This window comes from Acinetobacter pragensis (assembly GCF_001605895.1).
Lineage (GTDB): Bacteria > Pseudomonadota > Gammaproteobacteria > Pseudomonadales > Moraxellaceae > Acinetobacter > Acinetobacter pragensis.
In genome coordinates this window covers 13,688-31,508 of record NZ_LUAW01000001.1, presented here as the reverse complement: position 1 = coordinate 31,508, position 17,821 = coordinate 13,688, and the positions used below count along the sequence as shown (strand labels likewise).

General features: G+C 46.3%; 16 protein-coding genes. 7 read left to right on the top strand and 9 right to left on the bottom strand.

Features of this window, described 5'->3' with window-relative positions:
- Nucleotides 1–169 precede the first annotated feature (169 nt).
- From AZH43_RS00160 to AZH43_RS00150, 3 genes are all read right to left on the bottom strand, one after another.
- A complete protein-coding gene (locus tag AZH43_RS00160; RefSeq protein WP_067665024.1) occupies nucleotides 170–2,572 on the bottom strand; it encodes a glucose/quinate/shikimate family membrane-bound PQQ-dependent dehydrogenase in 2,403 nt (800 codons plus the stop codon).
- 169 nt (nucleotides 2,573–2,741) lie between these two features.
- Nucleotides 2,742–4,022, bottom strand: coding sequence for a carbohydrate porin (locus AZH43_RS00155; RefSeq protein WP_067665021.1), 1,281 nt, complete (start codon nucleotides 4,020–4,022; stop codon nucleotides 2,742–2,744).
- Between the two features lie 120 nt (nucleotides 4,023–4,142).
- Entirely contained in the window at nucleotides 4,143–5,261 is a 1,119-nt protein-coding gene (locus AZH43_RS00150; RefSeq protein ID WP_067665019.1) for a CaiB/BaiF CoA transferase family protein, read from the bottom strand.
- Nucleotides 5,262–5,472: 211 nt separating this feature from the next.
- Between AZH43_RS00150 and AZH43_RS00145 the strand changes: the two genes are divergently transcribed.
- Nucleotides 5,473–6,483 carry an AraC family transcriptional regulator gene (locus AZH43_RS00145; RefSeq protein ID WP_067665016.1) on the top strand — a complete coding sequence of 337 codons (1,011 nt, stop codon included), beginning with the start codon at nucleotides 5,473–5,475 and terminating at the stop codon, nucleotides 6,481–6,483.
- A 118-nt stretch (nucleotides 6,484–6,601) separates the two neighbouring features.
- Here the strand turns inward: AZH43_RS00145 and AZH43_RS18510 are convergent, their stop codons facing one another.
- Nucleotides 6,602–6,757 (bottom strand): NUDIX hydrolase, encoded by a 156-nt coding sequence (locus AZH43_RS18510; protein WP_161485903.1) that lies wholly within the window; start codon nucleotides 6,755–6,757, stop codon nucleotides 6,602–6,604.
- Between the two features lie 193 nt (nucleotides 6,758–6,950).
- Here AZH43_RS18510 and AZH43_RS00140 point away from each other — a divergent pair, with 193 nt between their 5' ends.
- Nucleotides 6,951–8,156 (top strand): acetyl-CoA C-acetyltransferase, encoded by a 1,206-nt coding sequence (locus AZH43_RS00140; RefSeq protein ID WP_067665013.1) that lies wholly within the window; start codon nucleotides 6,951–6,953, stop codon nucleotides 8,154–8,156.
- 11 nt (nucleotides 8,157–8,167) lie between these two features.
- Entirely contained in the window at nucleotides 8,168–10,300 is a 2,133-nt protein-coding gene (locus AZH43_RS00135) for a 3-hydroxyacyl-CoA dehydrogenase NAD-binding domain-containing protein (RefSeq protein WP_067665010.1), read from the top strand.
- A gap of 137 nt (nucleotides 10,301–10,437) precedes the next feature.
- On the opposite strand, the gene AZH43_RS00130 is transcribed toward AZH43_RS00135, so the two are convergent.
- Nucleotides 10,438–10,908: an Lrp/AsnC family transcriptional regulator gene (locus tag AZH43_RS00130; RefSeq protein WP_067665007.1), complete on the bottom strand. Its 471-nt coding sequence runs from the start codon at nucleotides 10,906–10,908 to the stop codon at nucleotides 10,438–10,440.
- Between the two features lie 137 nt (nucleotides 10,909–11,045).
- On the opposite strand from AZH43_RS00130, the gene AZH43_RS00125 reads away from it, so the two are divergent.
- Nucleotides 11,046–11,678 carry a LysE family translocator gene (locus AZH43_RS00125; RefSeq protein ID WP_067665004.1) on the top strand — a complete coding sequence of 211 codons (633 nt, stop codon included), beginning with the start codon at nucleotides 11,046–11,048 and terminating at the stop codon, nucleotides 11,676–11,678.
- Nucleotides 11,679–11,820: 142 nt separating this feature from the next.
- Nucleotides 11,821–12,150, top strand: a complete 330-nt coding sequence (locus AZH43_RS00120; protein ID WP_067664995.1) for a hypothetical protein — start codon at nucleotides 11,821–11,823, stop codon at nucleotides 12,148–12,150.
- Between the two features lie 180 nt (nucleotides 12,151–12,330).
- Here AZH43_RS00120 and AZH43_RS00115 read toward each other — a convergent pair whose 3' ends face one another.
- Nucleotides 12,331–12,753: a GNAT family N-acetyltransferase gene (locus AZH43_RS00115; RefSeq protein WP_067664992.1), complete on the bottom strand. Its 423-nt coding sequence runs from the start codon at nucleotides 12,751–12,753 to the stop codon at nucleotides 12,331–12,333.
- 11 nt (nucleotides 12,754–12,764) lie between these two features.
- Nucleotides 12,765–13,985 carry a class I SAM-dependent methyltransferase gene (locus AZH43_RS00110; protein ID WP_067664989.1) on the bottom strand — a complete coding sequence of 407 codons (1,221 nt, stop codon included), beginning with the start codon at nucleotides 13,983–13,985 and terminating at the stop codon, nucleotides 12,765–12,767.
- A 101-nt stretch (nucleotides 13,986–14,086) separates the two neighbouring features.
- On the opposite strand from AZH43_RS00110, the gene trhA reads away from it, so the two are divergent.
- A complete protein-coding gene (trhA, locus tag AZH43_RS00105) occupies nucleotides 14,087–14,734 on the top strand; it encodes a PAQR family membrane homeostasis protein TrhA (protein ID WP_067664986.1) in 648 nt (215 codons plus the stop codon).
- 143 nt (nucleotides 14,735–14,877) lie between these two features.
- On the top strand, nucleotides 14,878–16,191 hold the full coding sequence (locus tag AZH43_RS00100; protein ID WP_067664984.1) for an MFS transporter: 1,314 nt from the start codon (nucleotides 14,878–14,880) through the stop codon (nucleotides 16,189–16,191).
- 80 nt (nucleotides 16,192–16,271) lie between these two features.
- Here AZH43_RS00100 and AZH43_RS00095 read toward each other — a convergent pair whose 3' ends face one another.
- Together AZH43_RS00095 and AZH43_RS00090 are read right to left on the bottom strand one after the other, a co-directional pair.
- Nucleotides 16,272–16,619: a hypothetical protein gene (locus AZH43_RS00095; protein WP_067664981.1), complete on the bottom strand. Its 348-nt coding sequence runs from the start codon at nucleotides 16,617–16,619 to the stop codon at nucleotides 16,272–16,274.
- Nucleotides 16,620–16,782: 163 nt separating this feature from the next.
- Nucleotides 16,783–17,793 (bottom strand): metallophosphoesterase, encoded by a 1,011-nt coding sequence (locus tag AZH43_RS00090; protein WP_067664978.1) that lies wholly within the window; start codon nucleotides 17,791–17,793, stop codon nucleotides 16,783–16,785.
- Nucleotides 17,794–17,821 lie beyond the last annotated feature (28 nt).

Here is a 17,821-nt window from a genome sequence, read left to right as displayed (position 1 = left end):
TAGCGGTTTTATTGATAAGGCTATAGAGATTTCGCTGATATAACGCTTTTCAGCCCTTTTCATTTTATTTTTATCGATATTGATCATTTTCTTCATTCTTTAGCATTTATTTGAATAACAAAAAAAGCCTGACGAATCAGGCTTTTTTCTTATGCGTTATCTCAGTTCATTATTTCTTATCTGGCAGTGCGTAGGCAACCAATGAGTCACCCATTTTTGTGCCGAATGAACCATGACCGCCGGCCATAATCACCACATACTGTTTACCATTGGCTTCATAAGTCATTGGAGTGGCTTGACCGCCAGCCGGTAAACGGCCTTTCCAAAGCTCATCGCCATTGGTTACGTTGATGGCGCGGATGTAATCATCCTGAGTTGCGCCAATAAACATCACGTTACCCGCAGTAGAGATTGAACCGCCCAGCATTGGCACGCCCATTTTAAATGGAGGCAATGGAATGCCCGGCATACTGTCACGGATCGTACCGATACGGCGTTTCCATGCAGTTTCATGCGTATTCAAGTCAACACCGGCAACATAGCCCCATGCCGGCTGTTTGCATGGCAAGCCAAATGGCGATAGGAACGCGCTGATTTCAACACCGTAAGGTACGCCATACATCGGCTGTACACCGGCTTCTGTACCCGCGCCTTTCGCTGTTTGCTTACGGTTCGGATCTGCAGGAATCAGCTTAGTGACAAATGGCAAGCCAATCGGATTCATCACCGCAATTTGACGGTCTGGGTTGACAGACATGCCGCCCCATTCAAATACACCCAAGTTGCCAGGGAAAACGAGTGTTCCATTTTCAGAAGGCGGAGTATAAATGCCGTCATAGTTCAATTTATGGAAAGACACACGGCAGACCAATTGGTCAAACATGGTTGCGCCCCACATTTGCTTGTCTGTCAATTTATCTTTTGGCGCCATATCAAAATCAGAGAATGGCTGTGTTGGAGAATAGCGTTCGCCTTTGGTTTGAGGACCGCGTTTTACAGACTGAGGAACTGGCTTTTCTGTAATAGGCACAATCGCTTTACCGGTACGGCGGTCTAAAACAAAGGCGTTGCCTGTTTTAGTCAAGACATAGATGGCAGGAACTGTTTGTCCTGTTTTATCTTTAATATCCGCCAATGTAGGCTGAGATGGCACATCCATATCCCACAAGTCATGATGGGTGGTTTGGAAGTTCCAAATCAATTTACCAGTCGATGCATTCAGTGCAAGCATAGAGTTTGCATAGCGCTCATCCAGCTCTGTACGGTTGCCGCCCCAAATATCTGGCGTACCCACACCGGTCGGCACATATACAATATCCAATTTCGCATCATAGGCAAGCGGCGCCCATGCATTTGGAGAGTTATGGACAAATTTTTGACCAGGTGCCGGAATTGCATTCGGATCTTCTGCACCGGTATCAAATACCCAAAGAAGCGCGCCTGTATTCACGTCATAGCCGCGGATCACGCCTGAAGGCTCTTCAGTTGAATAGTTATCCGTAGTAGAACCGCCAATGATAATGGTTGTTCCTGTAATCACCGGTGGCGATGTTGGAACATATCCGCCTGGATAAGGGAATGGCATATCTTTTTGCAGATCAACTTCGCCATTATGGCCAAAGTCAGAACATGGTTTACCCGTAGTCGGATTCACCGCAACCAGACGGCCATCATTCACAGGAAGAATGACTTTCTGCGGACATTCAGCAGACGCGGTTTTTTTCGCCGCTAAGCTTGCTTCAAAACCGGCAGTATTATTTGCGTCATAGTAAGAAACACCGCGGCAAGTTAAATGCTGATAAGTGTTATCCGCTTTTAGCTTCGGATCAAATGTCCATTTCGCTTTGCCCGTAACCGGATCAAGCGCTGTCAATTTTTGGTGGGTTGTACAGATGTACATATTGTTGCCCACTTTAATCGGCGTCACTTGGTTGGTGGTTTCACCAGAGTCATTATCGGTTTTAGATTCACCAGTATGATATTCCCAAGCCACTTCAAGGTCTTTGACGTTTTCTGAGTTAATCTGCTTTAACGGCGAATAACGCAAACCTGACTGCGTACGGCCATACGCTGGCCAGTCTTCATCAGCCACACCCGGAATCGCTTGTGACACTGCAGGCTGCTTCGTGCTCAGCTCACCGCGGATTTCCTGCGGATCATTGAATACAGCATAAATCATGACAGCGATGGTGATGGCCAGCGAACCGGTCAACACAACTTTCGCGCCTTTAGAATTATCAAAACCGCGGGTTACTGCAGGAATTAATAAGAACAGGCCGAAAAGGCCCAGAATATCTAAGCGGGGTGCAAGTGCAAAGAAGTCTGATCCAACTTCCCACAATCCCCAAACCACTGTGCCTAAAACTAAGGCAGCATAAACAATTAAAGCCGTGCTTTTTAATTTTTGCAGTAAAACTGCAGTAGCAATGAAGAATAAACCTGCAATGATGTAGTACCAAGACCCACCAAGAACTGCAAGATAAATCCCTCCAATCAGCAGCACCAAACCAAAAATTGCGGCAATCACTGCGGCAATGGTTTTCAGTGCTGAACCTGAAGATGGAGTACTCATATTGACCACCTATTTCTAAGATTCTGTTGAAAGCTCTGAGGATGCAACATCCTCTGAGCGCCTGTTTTGACAGTTTTTAGATTCTAAGTATCTGCCCTGCACAGGACATGCAGAAATTTTTGCATCAAAATACCCAACGGCTGCTGGCAAATACTTATGGATCTAAAAACTAGAATGCAGTCTGGAATTTAATTCCGCCGACCCATGCATTCTCACCATTTTTATATGCGCCGACATGGCGGATATATTGAATATTTGGACGGACTGTCAGCCAGTTGGCAGCATGGATGCCATAATAAATTTCGGCATCGTACTCTTCGCTTTGCAAGCCGCGGGCATCAACTGCGCCATTGGCAATATTGGCGTCATTGACATCATCATTAATATTGATGCGTCCAAGACCGATGGCAATTTCATCCTGCGGGCGGGCATCAAACGCGCCTTTATACACCAAGCCGATATTTTGCATATCACTGACGCTGTTGGTCTCTGAGTCATGAACAGTAACATTCACGAAACCGCTCAAGCCGCGTGAAGCGTCACCTTGATGCGCAGTCAGCTGCTGCTTGGCAACCAGCCAGCCGCCTTGATGATGATCTTTTTCATTTGATGCGCTGCCGATAACATCCGCATCCGCAGTACTGTAGTAGTAGCCTGCGCGGTATTCGCCCGGCAGTTTGTTCGCGCCCACTTTCGGAGACCAGACGACTTCGGCAGGAATGATTGCGCCATGCGAGCCGTCAGTGCTCAAATTCCAGCCTTTGCCGCGCTCAAGATTTTCGGGGTTGTATTCATAGGCGCCGATTTGCGCAAATAAATCTGGACGGATATTGTATTTTACCCGCGCCGCCCACTGGCTGACCGGCCAGTTGTACCATTGGTCGCCTACCCAGTTGCCGACCTGCGAACCGCACAGCGCCAAATTTTGAAAATCACAATCAAAACTGTTGAAGTCTTCGCCTTCACCAAAACGTCCGGCTTTCACATCTAATTTTTGGTCTAAGAATTTTTTCTTGATCCAAAAATCAGTCAAACGCCAAGTTTGGCCCCGGCCCCATACTTCTTGAGCTGAACTTAAATGTCCATCCAACGCTTCAGAAGTTTGTGATAAGGAATGGCCATTACGTTCTGTTACGGTAATTTGCGCTTCTGTGTCTCGCCAGCCCAGAATTTTTTCTAAATCTAAATGCGCGCCGAAGGCAAACTGGTCGGCATACTCAGTATCATGGCCAGACGAATGCTTGGCATCCAGCAGCGTCGCCATTTCACCGGTATAGCCAAAACTGAAATCATAGCCTTTTTGCTGCAGTTCAGTCCGCTGACCGTTCCAATCTCCCAGCATCCACGGGCTTTCAGCGCTGAATGCATCCGCAGCAGAAACACTTTGAATTCCTGCACTTAAGACGCATAACCCAAGATTTACACACCAACCGCTTCTAAGTTTATTCATAATTGGTGACCTTATTTACAAAATTTTACTAATGTGTATGGTACGCTTGATTTGTATAAAAAACCCATTTTTTTGTTATATTTTTGCTAAAAATCTGTTTGAATTATCACCATGAGATATTTAAAGCAAATCATGACCCAATGATTTTCCTATATATTCATACCTCATTTTGGATCGTGAAAACTTAATCGGACAAGCTAATTGTTGTTCGCTTTTTGTACCGCCCTGCGTCAGCGGCACGTCCACCAGCCAGCCGCGTTCTGCTGCCAGCGGTGAATGCAACGCTTCATTTAAATTTAAAACAGGCTCTACGCAAACATCCTGCGCTTTAAATACGGCATTCCATGCAGCAAAATCTTGGGTCAAAATTTTGGCCTGTATAGCCTGCTTGACTGCCTGACGGTCTTCAGCGGCAAAAGAAGCGCCTTTTTCCGCCACAATCGGCAGCTCTAAAATTTGCGCCAATCCCAGCATGAATTGCGGCTCTAAACTCCCGATTGATAAATAGCGCCCGTCCTGCGTTTTGTAATAATCATAAAATGTCCCGCCATTTAAATGCGCATGTTCCGGCTGCTGCCGTTCATTTCCTGCAATTTCAGCGGCCGCAGCCATATTATTCAAAGTCACGGCGCAATCCGTCATTGAAATATCGATAAACTGACCTAAGCCGCTTTGTGTCCGCTCAATCACAGCACTTAAAATAGCAATGACGGCATGCAGCGATCCGCCTGCAACATCTGCGACCTGAATGCCCAGCGGCGGCGGGCCGCTGTCCTGACGGCCGCTGTGCCCGGCAATGCCGGATAGGGCCAAATAATTAATGTCATGCCCTGCCCGGTCTTTATAGCTTCCCGTTTGCCCATAACCAGTAACTGAGCAGTAAATTAATTTAGGATGAATTTCTGCAAGGGTTTGATAATCTAAGCCCAGACGCTGCATGACGCCTGGCCTGAATTGCTCGATAACAATGTCGTAATCTAAAATCCTGGATTTTATCAATGCAATGCTTTCTGGATTTTTTAAATCCAAAGCCACAGACTGCTTATTCCGGTTCAAGTAATTGTGCGCTGCGGCTTGCCCATTTGAATAAGGCGGCATCAGCCGAACCAGATCAGGACGCACAGGTGATTCAATATGCACAACTTCGGCCCCCATATCCGCCAAATACATTGTGGCGAATGGACCGGGCAGCAGGGTGGAAAAATCAAGGACTTTCAAACCGTTTAGCGGATAATTCATTGGAGTTTTTACTCTATTTATGTTGCATTTTCAGGCATATTAGAAATATAAAAGATTCAACACAATGTCATGTTCAGCCATTTACCTTGATAGTTTCGGCAATTTAACATGTAAAAATGGTAAAATTACTGTTGTAAATTGCCATCCATACATTTTTTAGCGTCATTTAGGTCAAGCATTTGTGAACATTAAAGAGACTGAAGGAATTAACATGAGTCGCGATACGATCAGTATCCATTTCGTCAACGCAGCCTTATCCGGTGTAAAACGACTGGGCATGGATGTCGAAACTTTATTGTCTCACGTAGGCATTGAGGCAGAGCTTCTGCGTCAGCCTAAAGCGCGTATTTCACCTGAACAATACACCCGCTTTGTTAAAATGCTGTGGATGGTGACACAGGATGAACACGTCGGATTTGATATTCAGCCGCGCCGTTTGGGCACTTTTGCCATTATGTGCCAGTTGATTATTCATGCAAAAACATTAGGTGATGCGCTGGAGCTTTCCTCGCAGTTTTATAAATTATTTGGCGAGGAATGGTCTGTTTCACTGGAACGCGATAAACATGAAGCGCGTTTGGTGCCGCTGATTCCAAAAACCATGGACCCCGACCATTTCATTACAGAAAGCATGCTGATGATTTGGCATGGCTTGGCATCTTGGCTGATTGAACGCCGCCTGCCTTTAGAGCGTGTACATTTCGGCTACAGCCGCCCAGAGCATGCCGATGAATATGATGCGCTGTTCTTTGCGCCTGTAATGCAGTTTGATGCGCCGCGTACAGAAATCACCTTTGCCGCCGATTATCTGGATTTGCCAATCCGTCAAAATGAAGAGTCGCTGGAAGAATTCTTAAAAGCAGCGCCTGCGCAATTGCTGGTAAAATTCAAAAATACCAATTCACTAACGTCACGTATCCGCGAAGTATTGAAAAGCCAAATTGGCGAAGAAATGCCGACACTCAATGATGTCGCTTCAATGCTGTATCTTTCACCGCAAACCCTGCGCCGCCGCTTAGCGGCTGAAGGCAAAAGCTACCAAGGTGTTAAAGATGCGCTGCGCCGCGATGCCGCCATTCACTTGCTGTTAAATCCAGAGCTGACACTGGAAGATGTTGCGCAGCAAGTCGGCTTCAGTGAAACCAGTACGTTCCACCGCGCATTTAAAAAATGGACAGGTGTAACACCAGGCCTATACCGTCAATTGCACGGTTATCATTAAGCCAAACTGTGGATAATTTTTGACTTACCCACAGTTCAATCATTCTTAAAAAATGATTCTAGCCCAAGCTTAACGCTTGGGCTTTTTTTGCAGTCAAATAGGCCAGTTCAAACGATTTTTATAGCTCTTTAGACAAATACTGAAATAACAGCGCTTCAACTCCCGTCATCCCGCGCTGTGCATAAGCACGCTGATCAGAAAACTTGGCTGAATGTACAAATACAATCTCATGCCCTTGCTGCCCATCAAAACTGAAAATATTTTTCAAGTACATAATGCCCTCAGAACAAAAGCATCAAAATTCACTCACAGGGTCAATCCCAATGCATCCATTTCACCCATGACTCAAAATAAAACTGGCAAAAAATCTCAAATGATCTGATCCGTTCTCGTCATTGCACTTCATTGATTAATCATTACACTCGAAAGCACATAACAATTTTAATGCACCATTTGAAGGATAAATTATGAGCGAGGCTTACATCATTGATGCCATCCGCACGCCGCGCGGCAAAGGGAAAAAAGACGGTTCATTGCATGAAGTGAAGCCAATCAGCTTACTGACAGGCTTGCTGAATGAACTCAAAGACCGCCATCAATTTGACACGGCCGCGGTCGATGACATCGTGCTGGGGTGCGTTACGCCAATTGGCGACCAAGGTGCAGATATTGCCAAAACCGCTGCCATTGCTGCGGGCTGGGACAATGATGTTGCAGGCGTTCAAATTAACCGTTTCTGCGCTTCGGGACTGGAAGCCGTCAATTTAGCCGCGCAAAAAGTCCGCTCAGGCTGGGAAGATTTAGTGGTTGCAGGCGGTGTAGAGTCCATGTCTCGTGTGCCTATGGGTTCAGACGGCGGCCCTTGGGCGCTGGACCCAGAAACCAATATGGCCTGCGATTTTATTCCGCAAGGCATTGGCGCAGATTTAATTGCGACGATTGACGGCTATACGCGCGCCGATGTCGATACCTTTGCAGCAGACTCGCAAAAGAAAGCCGCTGCTGCCCAAGCCAAGGGCTATTTTGACAAATCTGTCATGCCTGTTAAAGACAAGGCCGGCGTGACCATTTTAGCGCAAGATGAATTTATTAAACCTGCAACCACGGCTGAAAGCTTGGGCAAATTGAATCCGAGCTTTGCCATGATGGGACAGATGGGCTTCGATGCCATTGCATTGCAAAAATACCCTGAAGTCGGCGCTGTAAACCATGTCCATCATGCAGGCAACTCATCAGGCATTGTGGACGGCGCTGCCGTAGTGCTGCTGGCGTCTGAAAAAGCAGTCAAAGAACAGGGCTTAAAACCGCGCGCCAAAGTCTTGGCGACAGCATTGGTGGGCGCTGACCCGACCATTATGCTGACCGGCCCCGCACCTGCTACCCGCAAAGCGCTCGCAAAGGCTGGCTTGAACATTGAGGACATTGATCTGTTTGAAGTCAATGAAGCCTTTGCCGCGGTCGTCATGCGTTTTATTACAGAACTCAAAGTTGATCCTGCAAAAGTAAATGTCAATGGCGGCGCAATTGCTATGGGGCATCCGCTTGGCGCAACAGGCGCAATGATTTTAGGCACGCTGCTGGATGAGCTGGAGCGCCAAGGCAAAAAGCGCGGCTTAGCAACGCTCTGCGTTGGCGGCGGCATGGGTATCGCAACCATTATTGAATTGGTATAAGGAGAATACAAATGACTGCAATTCAATTTGAAAAAAATGCCGACAACATCGTTATTCTAACGCTGGACTCTCCAAACCAGTCCGCCAACACCATGAATGCTGATTTCCGTGATGCGCTCACTGAAACGGTCGAAAAATTGCAAGCCGATGAAAACATTGCAGGCATCATCTTCCGTTCAGCCAAGAAAACTTTTTTTGCAGGCGGAGATTTGGATGAGCTGATTCAAGCCGCGCCAGAACATGCCGCAGAATTCTTCCACATGGTCGAAGGCATGAAGGCCAAACTGCGCTATATCGAAACCCGCGGGATTCCTGTCGCGGCGGCAATAAACGGCACGGCATTGGGCGGTGGCTGGGAACTGGCGCTCGGCTGTCATTACCGTGTGGCGCTGAATGATCACAAAGCCAAATTCGGTTTACCTGAAGTGACCTTAGGCCTGTTGCCGGGCGGCGGCGGCATTGTACGCATGGTGCGCCTGCTGGGCCTGCAAAACGTATTTCCATTCTTGATGGAAGGCAAACAGTTTGGTGTCGACAAAGCCAAATCACTGGGCCTGATTCACGATACGGCAGAATCTGAACAAGAGCTTTTAGACAAAGCGACAGCATGGGTCAAAGCCAATCCAAAATCGGCACAGCCTTTTGATATTAAGGGCTATAAGCTTCCTGGGGGCAGCCCAGCCTCACCGCAAGTGGCGCAGATGCTTGCCATTGCGCCAGCCATGCTGCGCGATAAAACCAAAGGCTGCTATCCTGCACCTGAAGCGATTATGGCGGCAGCCGTCGAAGGCGCTCAAGTGGACGTAGACACCGCGCTGACCGTAGAATCCCGCTACTTCACTTATTTGGCAACCGGTCAAATTTCTAAAAATATGATCGGTACATTTTGGCATGGCCTGAATGCCATTAAAGCCGGCGCCAGCCGTCCAAAAGATGTCACAAAATGGAAAGCAGCCAAAGTCGGTATTTTAGGCGCAGGCATGATGGGTGCTGGCATTGCCTATGCAACGGCATCCAAAGGCATTGCAGTCGTACTGAAAGATGTAACAGCAGAAGCCGCTGAAAAAGGCAAAGCCTACAGCCAAAAACTGCTGGACAAAAAAGTTTCTCAAGGCCGTTTAAGCGCAGAAAAGCGCGATCAAGTTTTAGGCCTGATTCAGGTCACAGCAGATGCGGCTGACCTGCAAGGCTGCGACCTGATTATTGAAGCGGTCTTTGAAAATCCAGAACTGAAAGCCAAAGTGACACAGGAAGCAGAGCAGTACCTCACCTCAGGCGGCGTTATGGCCTCCAATACCTCAACCTTGCCCATTTCTGGTTTGGCGCAGGCTTCTAAAGACCAAGCGAAATTTATCGGCCTGCACTTCTTCAGTCCTGTTGATAAAATGCAGCTGGTTGAAATCATCAAAGGTCAAAACACTTCTGCCGAGACACTGGCCAAGGCCTATGACTATGTACAGCAAATCGGAAAAACACCAATTGTAGTCAATGACAGCCGCGGGTTCTTTACCAGCCGCGTATTCGGCACTTTTGTTCAGGAAGGCTTGCGATTGCTGGCAGAAGGTATTCACCCAGCGCGTATAGAAATGGCCGCGCTGAAAGCGGGTATGCCGGTTGGCCCTCTGGCCATTCAGGATGAAGTTTCCCTCACCCTTTCTGAGCACGTTGCTGCGGAGACCCGTAAAGCGCTGCAAGCTGAAGGCAAAGACTTGCCGCGCTCAGGGGCAGATGACATCATTCAAAGCATGATTCATGAGTTTGGGCGTAAAGGTAAAGCTGCCGGCGCCGGTTTTTATGAATATCCTGAAGGCGGAAAGAAACATCTTTGGGATGGCTTAAGCAAATGGCAGCAAGACACGGCGATGACTGAGCAGGAAATGATTGACCGCTTCCTATTCGTACAGTCGCTGGATACCTTGCGCTGCTTGGAAGAAGGCGTTTTAGAGTCCGCAATTGATGGCAATGTCGGTTCCATCTTCGGCATCGGGTTTGCCCCTTGGACCGGCGGAGCTTTGCAGTTCTTAAATCAATATGGTTTAGAAAAAGCTTTGGTTCGTGCCAATACCTTAGAAGTCAAATACGGCGAGCGCTTTAAAGCGCCGCAAATGCTGAAAGATAAAATAGCCAAAGATGAATTAATTTAGGCCATTATAAAAAGCACCCAAAAGAAAAGGAGCATTGCGCTCCTTTTCTTTATGTACAAAGTTTTTAGCAATCATCTATAAATTGAATCAAAGCCCGCCCATTCAGCGCTCGATCCATTTTCATACACCTTCAGCGATCAGCCATTTTGCCGAACAGGAAATCCTGTAAAGGGTTTCAATTCTTTTAAAATAAACATGCTTTGCATTTCCTTAATGCCCGGCAAACGCCGAATCACCGACATGGAAAACTCAGCATAAGTATCCAAATCCGGTGAAACCACCTGCAGTAAAAAATCAGCATCCCCTCCCACACTGTAGCAAGCCACGACATTGTCCAGTTCCGCGACTTTTTCTTCAAACTTCCGCGCTTCAGCCTCACTGTGGCTGTCAATGCTGACGCGGATAAAAACCATCACGCCCAAGCCTAGTTTCTTACGGTCAAGCAGCACACCATACCCGCGGATCACACCTGCATCTTCTAGCCGTTTCACTCTGCGCCAGCACGGAGACGCTGACATGCCGATTTGTTCAGATAGCTGTTGATTGCTGGTGCGGGAATCCTGCTGCAACAGGCTCAGTATTTTTTCATCGCTGCGGTCTATTTTCATTTAGGGGATAATCTGCCTTTTTTATTCATTTAATAAAGAATTTATACCCTAAAAATATGAATTTTTAAAATAAATAGATCAATTTCACCTTTCTATTTACCGAACAATATTGCTGTTTGCACAATGGACGATAACCGATGAATCTACTCACGCTGCTCGGCAGTTATACTTTTACTTTAATGCTTGCAGCGCTCATTCCAGGGCCCGGCATGACCGGGCTGCTGTTTAAAACCCTCAGCCACGGTTCAAGCCATGGCCTTAAAATGCTGGCCGGACTGGTGACTGGAGACCTGCTTTACCTCATACTGGTTTTATCTGGGCTCAGCTGGCTTGGACATGCGTTAAGCAGCACATTTGCAGCTGCACTGATTCTCTGTGCATGCGCCTATCTGCTGTATTTGGCTTGCCGTTTTTGGAGTTCTGCGCTGTCCTTCAATTTGTCCAAGGATACCTCGAGCACCTCATCCAGCTATAAAGAAGGCTTGCTGATCACACTGGCCAACCCTAAAACCATCTCTTTTTACTTGGCGCTGGTTCCGTCTATTTTAGGCACGGCGGCACTGCATCCTGAGGTACTCATCTCAGTTGTGCTGCTGACCATTGTGACCTTACTGGCTGCCGGCAGCCTGTATATCTTCAGCGCAGTCAAAATAAAACATTTACTCAGCAGTCCAAGCGCTCTGAGCATGCTGCTCAGAGCAACCGCAATCATGATGGCTGGGTTTGCCTGCAGTACCATTTATTTAGAAATTGTCCGCCTCATCCGCTAAGTAAAATTTTCCGCCTTTTTTCTAGGAATAGATAAAACCATAAAAAAATCATGACTATCTGATAATTTCCCCATCACGCGCTAATTCATGTTATAAAGTAACAATATTTGTGAATTCTTTTTATCCGATTGAGTATGCTGTTATGACAGACCATTCATCTCCTGAAAAATCACCTTGGGGCTGGAAAGCATTAATTATCTTCTGTATTTTGGGCGCGTTATTCATGGGCTTCTTCTGGCTTGCTGTCAGCAATGAACCCGATTACATGCCAAGCCAGCAGAAAAAAGAAAATACCCAGCAGCATGCATTTAAAAATGCGCCTGCCATGTCTCAAGAAGATTTAGCTGAGGCGCAAAAGCAAAAAGAAGCGCGCGACGCGGCAAAGAATCCTTCAGCATCTGATATGCACATGTCCAATGACGAGCATGCGCATATGAACGATATGCAGCATGAACCTGCGGCGAATCACTAATCTCAGAACCGCTGACGAATACATATAAAAAATGCGCTGATTATTCAGCGCATTTTTATGCTTTGTGCTGCATCATGCTTGGACTAATAAAAACAACCTTTTAAACGGCTAGATAATCAAAAGCCTATGCTGATTTATATGGCAATCTGCCAGGCATGCTTTACCCTAACGTATGTTTGATTAGAGCTTCATGCGCATATCAATATGCGCAATACCGCAATCCAGATATTCCCCGCCTTCCGCTGCAAACCCCAATCCTGCATAAAATGAGATGGCATGCACTTGCGATGACAGCTTTAAAAATTCACGGCGCTCTATCCGTGCCTGTGAAATCACCGCCTCCATCAGCAATTTGCCAATGCCTTTGCCGCGATAGGCTTTCAGCACGGCCACACGGCCAATGCTATTGCTGTTCATCAGGCGTGCTGTAGCAATCGGCTGAGCTTGATCATAGACAATAAAATGCAGTGATGCAGCATCCTCTGCATCCCACTCATCTTCTGGAGCGATGTGCTGTTCTTGAATAAACACCTGTTCACGAATCAATTTCGCGGCTTGCTCAAATTGCGCCCAATTCCCTGAAAGAATTTGAAACTGCTGCATACGTCTCTCCATCAGCACTTACAGCCTATATCCTGCTGATCCCATTGATTGTTCAGCAGCAACTCCAAAGAATGTTTTTGAATACCGTACATCTCTTTTAAGGCTTGAATCTGCGCCAAAATCTCCTGATCCGGGCCTTGGTAATCTTTGCGTTTCACCGCCAAAATCATTTTATTTTTACTGGTATGCTCCAGCGCCACAAACTCAAAAACTTTAGTGTCATAACCGTATGCTTTGAGCAGCAATGCGCGAATAGTATCCGTCAGCATTTCAGCCTGCTGGCCGGCATGAATGCCGAATTGCAGCATCGGCGCGAGCACTTTCGGGCTTTGCAGCTGCGGGCGCAGTTCTTTGTGGCAGCATGGCGCGCACATAATCATCTGCGCATTTAATCGAATACCGGTATGAATGGCAAAATCAGTCGCAACATCGCAGGCATGCAGCGCAATCATCACATCCAGCTGCTTGGGCGCATAAGTGCGCACATCGCCTTGAAAGAAGTCCAGCTGATTGAAATCCGCTTCTGCCGCCATTTGCCGGCAAAACTCCACCATTTTAGGATTAAGCTCTACACCTGTCACAAATGGCGCTTGCACATGTTTCGCCAAATAATCATACAGCGCAAAGGTCAAATATCCTTTGCCCGAACCGAAATCCACCACGTATAAAGGCTGATTTTCATGCTGAATCTGCTCCAGCGCGCCCGCACAGATTTCTACAAATTTATTAATCTGCTTCCACTTCCGCGCCATGCTGGGAACAATCTGCGCTTTGGCATCAGTAATCCCTAAAGACTGTAAAAAGGGACTGTTCTGATCGACGTAACGACGCTTGGCGCGGTCATGCTCTTGCTGTTCTGCCTGCTTTTTAGATGCTGATTGGTTTTTACTGATATTCAGCATGGCTTTTTTCTTATTTTTCTTCAGCTGCAGCTCGTCATCCAGAGTAAATAAATTGGCTTGCCGGCAGCACTGCAAAAGCTCGGATACCAGCGCAGGCGCTTCTTTTAATGGATAATTCTTGGTGACATCTTGAGTCTTATAGCGGTATAAACAGCTGAGAACAGTTTCATTCTGCAGTGAAATGGTTCTTAAGGTTATTTTTTCCAATTGTTCGAGCTCACCCTTATATTGGCTAAGGATAAGACGCTCAAAACGCTGTGTCTCAACGGCTTGCTGAAACGCATCTAGAAATTGCTGTTCCTGTGGAAAGAACGAAGCCGAAGCAGACATATATAGAACCTGAGTAGAATTGCAGCTAAAGTTTAAATCTTCTTACGCTAAAAGCAAAATTGAATTACTATACACTTGTATTTTTAATTGAGCGCCATTAAATGAACAACAACGCTCCGTTGGTTCCAGATTACGATCCGTTTGAAGAGCGGATGAATTTTCTCAGTCATGGCGCGGGTGCGGTACTCGCCGTAATTGCAGGCATTTTTCTAATTATTAAAGGTTCATATCTTCCCGCAGGTCAATGGTTCGGACTTTGGGTCTATGCGCTGAGCATGATTTTATTATTCTCAGCATCTACGCTTTACCACATGTCTGTCACCGCAGACCGGCGCTATTTTTATAAAAAGCTCGATCATACGGCCATCTATTATTTAATTGCGGGAACCTATACGCCTTTTTTGGCCATTGCCATTCCAACCCCTAAAGCGCATTACTTGCTGATTGCTTTATGGGTTATTGCCATCATTGGAACACTATTCAAGTTAATATTCATTAACTCCTTCCAGAAAATTTCTTTAATTGCATATTTGGTGATGGGATGGCTTGCCCTGCTGGTCATTGATGACATGCAGCGCTTCCTCAGTGCTCAAGCTTTAACCTACCTGATCATTGGCGGCCTTTCATACACAATTGGCGCATTGTTTTATGCACTAAAAAGAGTAAGATATACGCACGCTATCTGGCACATTTTTGTACTGATAGGAGCAGGATCACACTTCCTGTCTATCTATCTTTACGTGATTTAATCATCTCATTCTTTATTTCAGTGACCCTGAGCGAGTCGAATTGAGAAGATTGCTGTTGTTTTTTTAAGAAATTACGCCTTTTTTAAAAAGATTGCGCTTTTAAAACTAAGTTTTTTTTATTTTTAGTAAGTGTAAGGTCTATTATGGCGTCAACAAATATTGCTGCAGCTCAAGAGCCGGCGGCCAACTCAAAATTCCGCGTACTTACAGCCAGCCTTGTAGGTACAACAATCGAATTCTTCGATTTCTATATTTACGCCACTGCTGCCGTAATTATTTTTCCGCATCTGTTCTTTCCTGCCAGTACAGATCCAACTACGGCCACCATTCAGTCTTTAGCGACCTTCGCCATTGCCTTCATTGCCCGCCCGATTGGCGCTGCATTATTTGGCCATTTAGGCGACCGTATTGGACGTAAAGCGACCTTGGTGGCTGCGTTGCTGACCATGGGTGTTTCTACCGTATGTATCGGCCTATTGCCGACTTATGCGCAAATTGGCATTGCCGCGCCATTATTGCTGGCGCTGTGCCGTTTAGGGCAAGGTTTAGGCTTAGGCGGTGAATGGTCTGGCGCTGTGCTGCTTGCTACAGAAAATGCACCTGAAGGCAAACGTGCGTGGTACGGCATGTTCCCGCAATTGGGCGCGCCTATCGGCTTTATTCTGGCAACCGGTTCATTTCTGACACTTGGCCACTTCATGTCTGAAGCTGAGTTCATGCAGTGGGGCTGGCGCATTCCATTTATTTCCAGCGCCCTGCTGGTGATTATGGGTTTGTGGATCCGTTTGAAACTGCATGAAACCCCTGCGTTCCAAAAAGTGCTGAATAAGCAAAAAGAAGTGAATGTTCCATTTAAAGAAGTCATGACCAAACATTGGGGCATGCTGATTCTTGGCACCATTGCAGCTATCTGTACATTCGTGGTGTTCTACTTAACCACTGTATTTGCACTGCAATGGGGAACCTCAAAACTGGGCTATACCCGTGAAGAGTTCTTGAAACTGCAATTGATTGCGACCTTTTGTTTTGCCGCCTTTATTCCGCTTTCTGCAATCTTTGCTGAAAAATTTGGCCGTAAAGCAACATCCATCGCCGTTTGCATTGTATCTGCGCTCTTTGGCTTAGTATTTTCTTCAATGCTTGAATCCGGCAGCACCCTTGTGGTGTTCCTGTTCTTATGTACCGGATTGGCAATCATGGGCTTAACCTACGGCCCGATCGGGACTGTACTGTCTGAAATCTTCCCGACATCTGTACGCTATACAGGCTCTGCATTGACCTTTAACTTAGCCGGCATTTTCGGTGCGTCTTTTGCGCCGTTAATCGCCACTAAACTGGCGACAACCTATGGCTTATATGCTGTAGGCTACTACCTGACAGCTGCGTCAATTCTTTCATTGCTTGCGTTCCTCGCAATCCGTGAAACTAAAAATGATGATGTCAACAATCAAATCTAAGATCATCATGCACATAAAAAAGCCGGAATATAAATCCGGCTTTTTTATGTCGCTTTGAGGGCAAAAATTATTAAACGCGCTTAAATCGCTTTCTTTAAGTCATCCATCATCAGCTGATAAGTATCTGAAAACACATCACGATCACCGCCAGCATTATAATAGCTGGGCACAATGAATGTAGTCACTTGCTGATGATCTTCGGTGAAATACAGAACACCGACCAAAGATTCTAAATCACTGTCAAGCAGGCCATTTTGCAAGGCCAGCTTTTTAAATTTTTGATAAAAATCAGCAGAAAAAGCCTGATCATCGACTTGAGCAGCTGCAGAAAAGTCTTGCGCCAGCTGATTTAACCCCTGCTCCAGCTGTGCAGCCTGCTGCTCAGAGAGCCCGAATAACGTTCCAACTTCCTTATGAAATTCTGACATATTGTTCTACTCTTATTCTTCACAATGCTTTGTGTCAAAGCCTGATGTTTAGAAGCAGCAGATGTTCACACCCTGTAAAAATATGACGCCGCCGCTTCATTTAAACTTTGCGTTTAACCACTTTAATATAATGTGAAATAAGTCTGCAAAACAAGCAATAAAATCAAATTAATTCAATAATATCAATTGTCGGCGGCACCCTAAAGCGGAAAGGCACGCCCACCATGCCCGTGCCGACCGTCACAAAGACATCGGCATGTTCATGCTGATACAGGCCTTTTTTATGGCCTAAAATGGAGACTTTTTTCATCACATAATCCGTCAGCCACGGCAATTCAACCTGCCCGCCATGCGTATGTCCTGACAGCATTAACGGCCGGCTCGGCAATACCGGCACCATGTCTACGGTATCTGGGTTATGCGATAAAATAATCCAGGGCTTATCCTGCGGCAATTCCGGCATAAAGCGCATATCCGCCTTGCCTGCCCATAAATCGCCAATGCCAATCAGTCTGAATTCATTGAATTCGACTACCTGCCCTTCAATATCCATCACATTATTGCTCTGCAGCGCATGCCGCAGCAGCGTTTGAATAGGCGGTCCAGGGTACTGCTCATCGTGATTGCCGTTGACCGAATATACGGGCGCCTGAATCTCTTTTAAAACCGCCAGCTCTTCCGCCAATTTATTTTCAGGTTCATACGTCCAATCCCCTGCCACCACCACTAAATCCGGCTGGGCCTTATTCAGTTTTTTGACAATCAGCTTTAACTGACGCTCATGTCCCGAAAAAAGCCCGATATGCAAATCGGCAACCAAAGCGATTTTTACGGGCTTCAGCAACTTTTTATCGTCATTCAGCTGATAGCGCGTCGTTTTCAGCTGAATGAAATGCGGTTCAATAAAGCGCGCATAGCAGAATATGCCACTGACCAAAAATACGAAAATCGCTTCATGCGGAAAATAGTACCCGCTCCAGCCGGCATAAATACTGAAAAAAAACAGCGGAATGAGCAAATAAGACAAATAGAATGCCAGCAAATGCACAAAAGCTTTAAAAGGATGGATGGTTTCCGTGCGCGATTGGCTTAGCCAAGCCTGAGAAATCCCCCAAAGCGCCAGCAGTCCCATGCCAATATAAAAATAAATCACAACGGAATTTTGATCCCACATACGAATACTCAACAAATTGATCAGTCGG

What these genes read in the sequence shown, in the direction of transcription:
- AZH43_RS00155 (WP_067665021.1), bottom strand. Translation starts at nt 4,022, where the DNA reads ATGAATAAACTTAGAAGCGGTTGGTGTGTAAATCTTGGGTTATGCGTC.
- AZH43_RS00150 (WP_067665019.1), bottom strand. Translation starts at nt 5,261, where the DNA reads ATGAATTATCCGCTAAACGGTTTGAAAGTCCTTGATTTTTCCACCCTG.
- AZH43_RS00115 (WP_067664992.1), bottom strand. Translation starts at nt 12,753, where the DNA reads ATGCAGCAGTTTCAAATTCTTTCAGGGAATTGGGCGCAATTTGAGCAA.
- AZH43_RS00140 (WP_067665013.1), top strand. Translation starts at nt 6,951, where the DNA reads ATGAGCGAGGCTTACATCATTGATGCCATCCGCACGCCGCGCGGCAAA.
- AZH43_RS00095 (WP_067664981.1), bottom strand. Translation starts at nt 16,619, where the DNA reads ATGTCAGAATTTCATAAGGAAGTTGGAACGTTATTCGGGCTCTCTGAG.
- AZH43_RS00125 (WP_067665004.1), top strand. Translation starts at nt 11,046, where the DNA reads ATGAATCTACTCACGCTGCTCGGCAGTTATACTTTTACTTTAATGCTT.
- AZH43_RS00120 (WP_067664995.1), top strand. Translation starts at nt 11,821, where the DNA reads ATGACAGACCATTCATCTCCTGAAAAATCACCTTGGGGCTGGAAAGCA.
- AZH43_RS00145 (WP_067665016.1), top strand. Translation starts at nt 5,473, where the DNA reads ATGAGTCGCGATACGATCAGTATCCATTTCGTCAACGCAGCCTTATCC.
- AZH43_RS00090 (WP_067664978.1), bottom strand. Translation starts at nt 17,793, where the DNA reads ATGTGGGATCAAAATTCCGTTGTGATTTATTTTTATATTGGCATGGGA.
- AZH43_RS00100 (WP_067664984.1), top strand. Translation starts at nt 14,878, where the DNA reads ATGGCGTCAACAAATATTGCTGCAGCTCAAGAGCCGGCGGCCAACTCA.
- AZH43_RS00135 (WP_067665010.1), top strand. Translation starts at nt 8,168, where the DNA reads ATGACTGCAATTCAATTTGAAAAAAATGCCGACAACATCGTTATTCTA.
- AZH43_RS00110 (WP_067664989.1), bottom strand. Translation starts at nt 13,985, where the DNA reads ATGTCTGCTTCGGCTTCGTTCTTTCCACAGGAACAGCAATTTCTAGAT.
- trhA (WP_067664986.1), top strand. Translation starts at nt 14,087, where the DNA reads ATGAACAACAACGCTCCGTTGGTTCCAGATTACGATCCGTTTGAAGAG.
- AZH43_RS00130 (WP_067665007.1), bottom strand. Translation starts at nt 10,908, where the DNA reads ATGAAAATAGACCGCAGCGATGAAAAAATACTGAGCCTGTTGCAGCAG.
- AZH43_RS18510 (WP_161485903.1), bottom strand. Translation starts at nt 6,757, where the DNA reads ATGTACTTGAAAAATATTTTCAGTTTTGATGGGCAGCAAGGGCATGAG.
- AZH43_RS00160 (WP_067665024.1), bottom strand. Translation starts at nt 2,572, where the DNA reads ATGAGTACTCCATCTTCAGGTTCAGCACTGAAAACCATTGCCGCAGTG.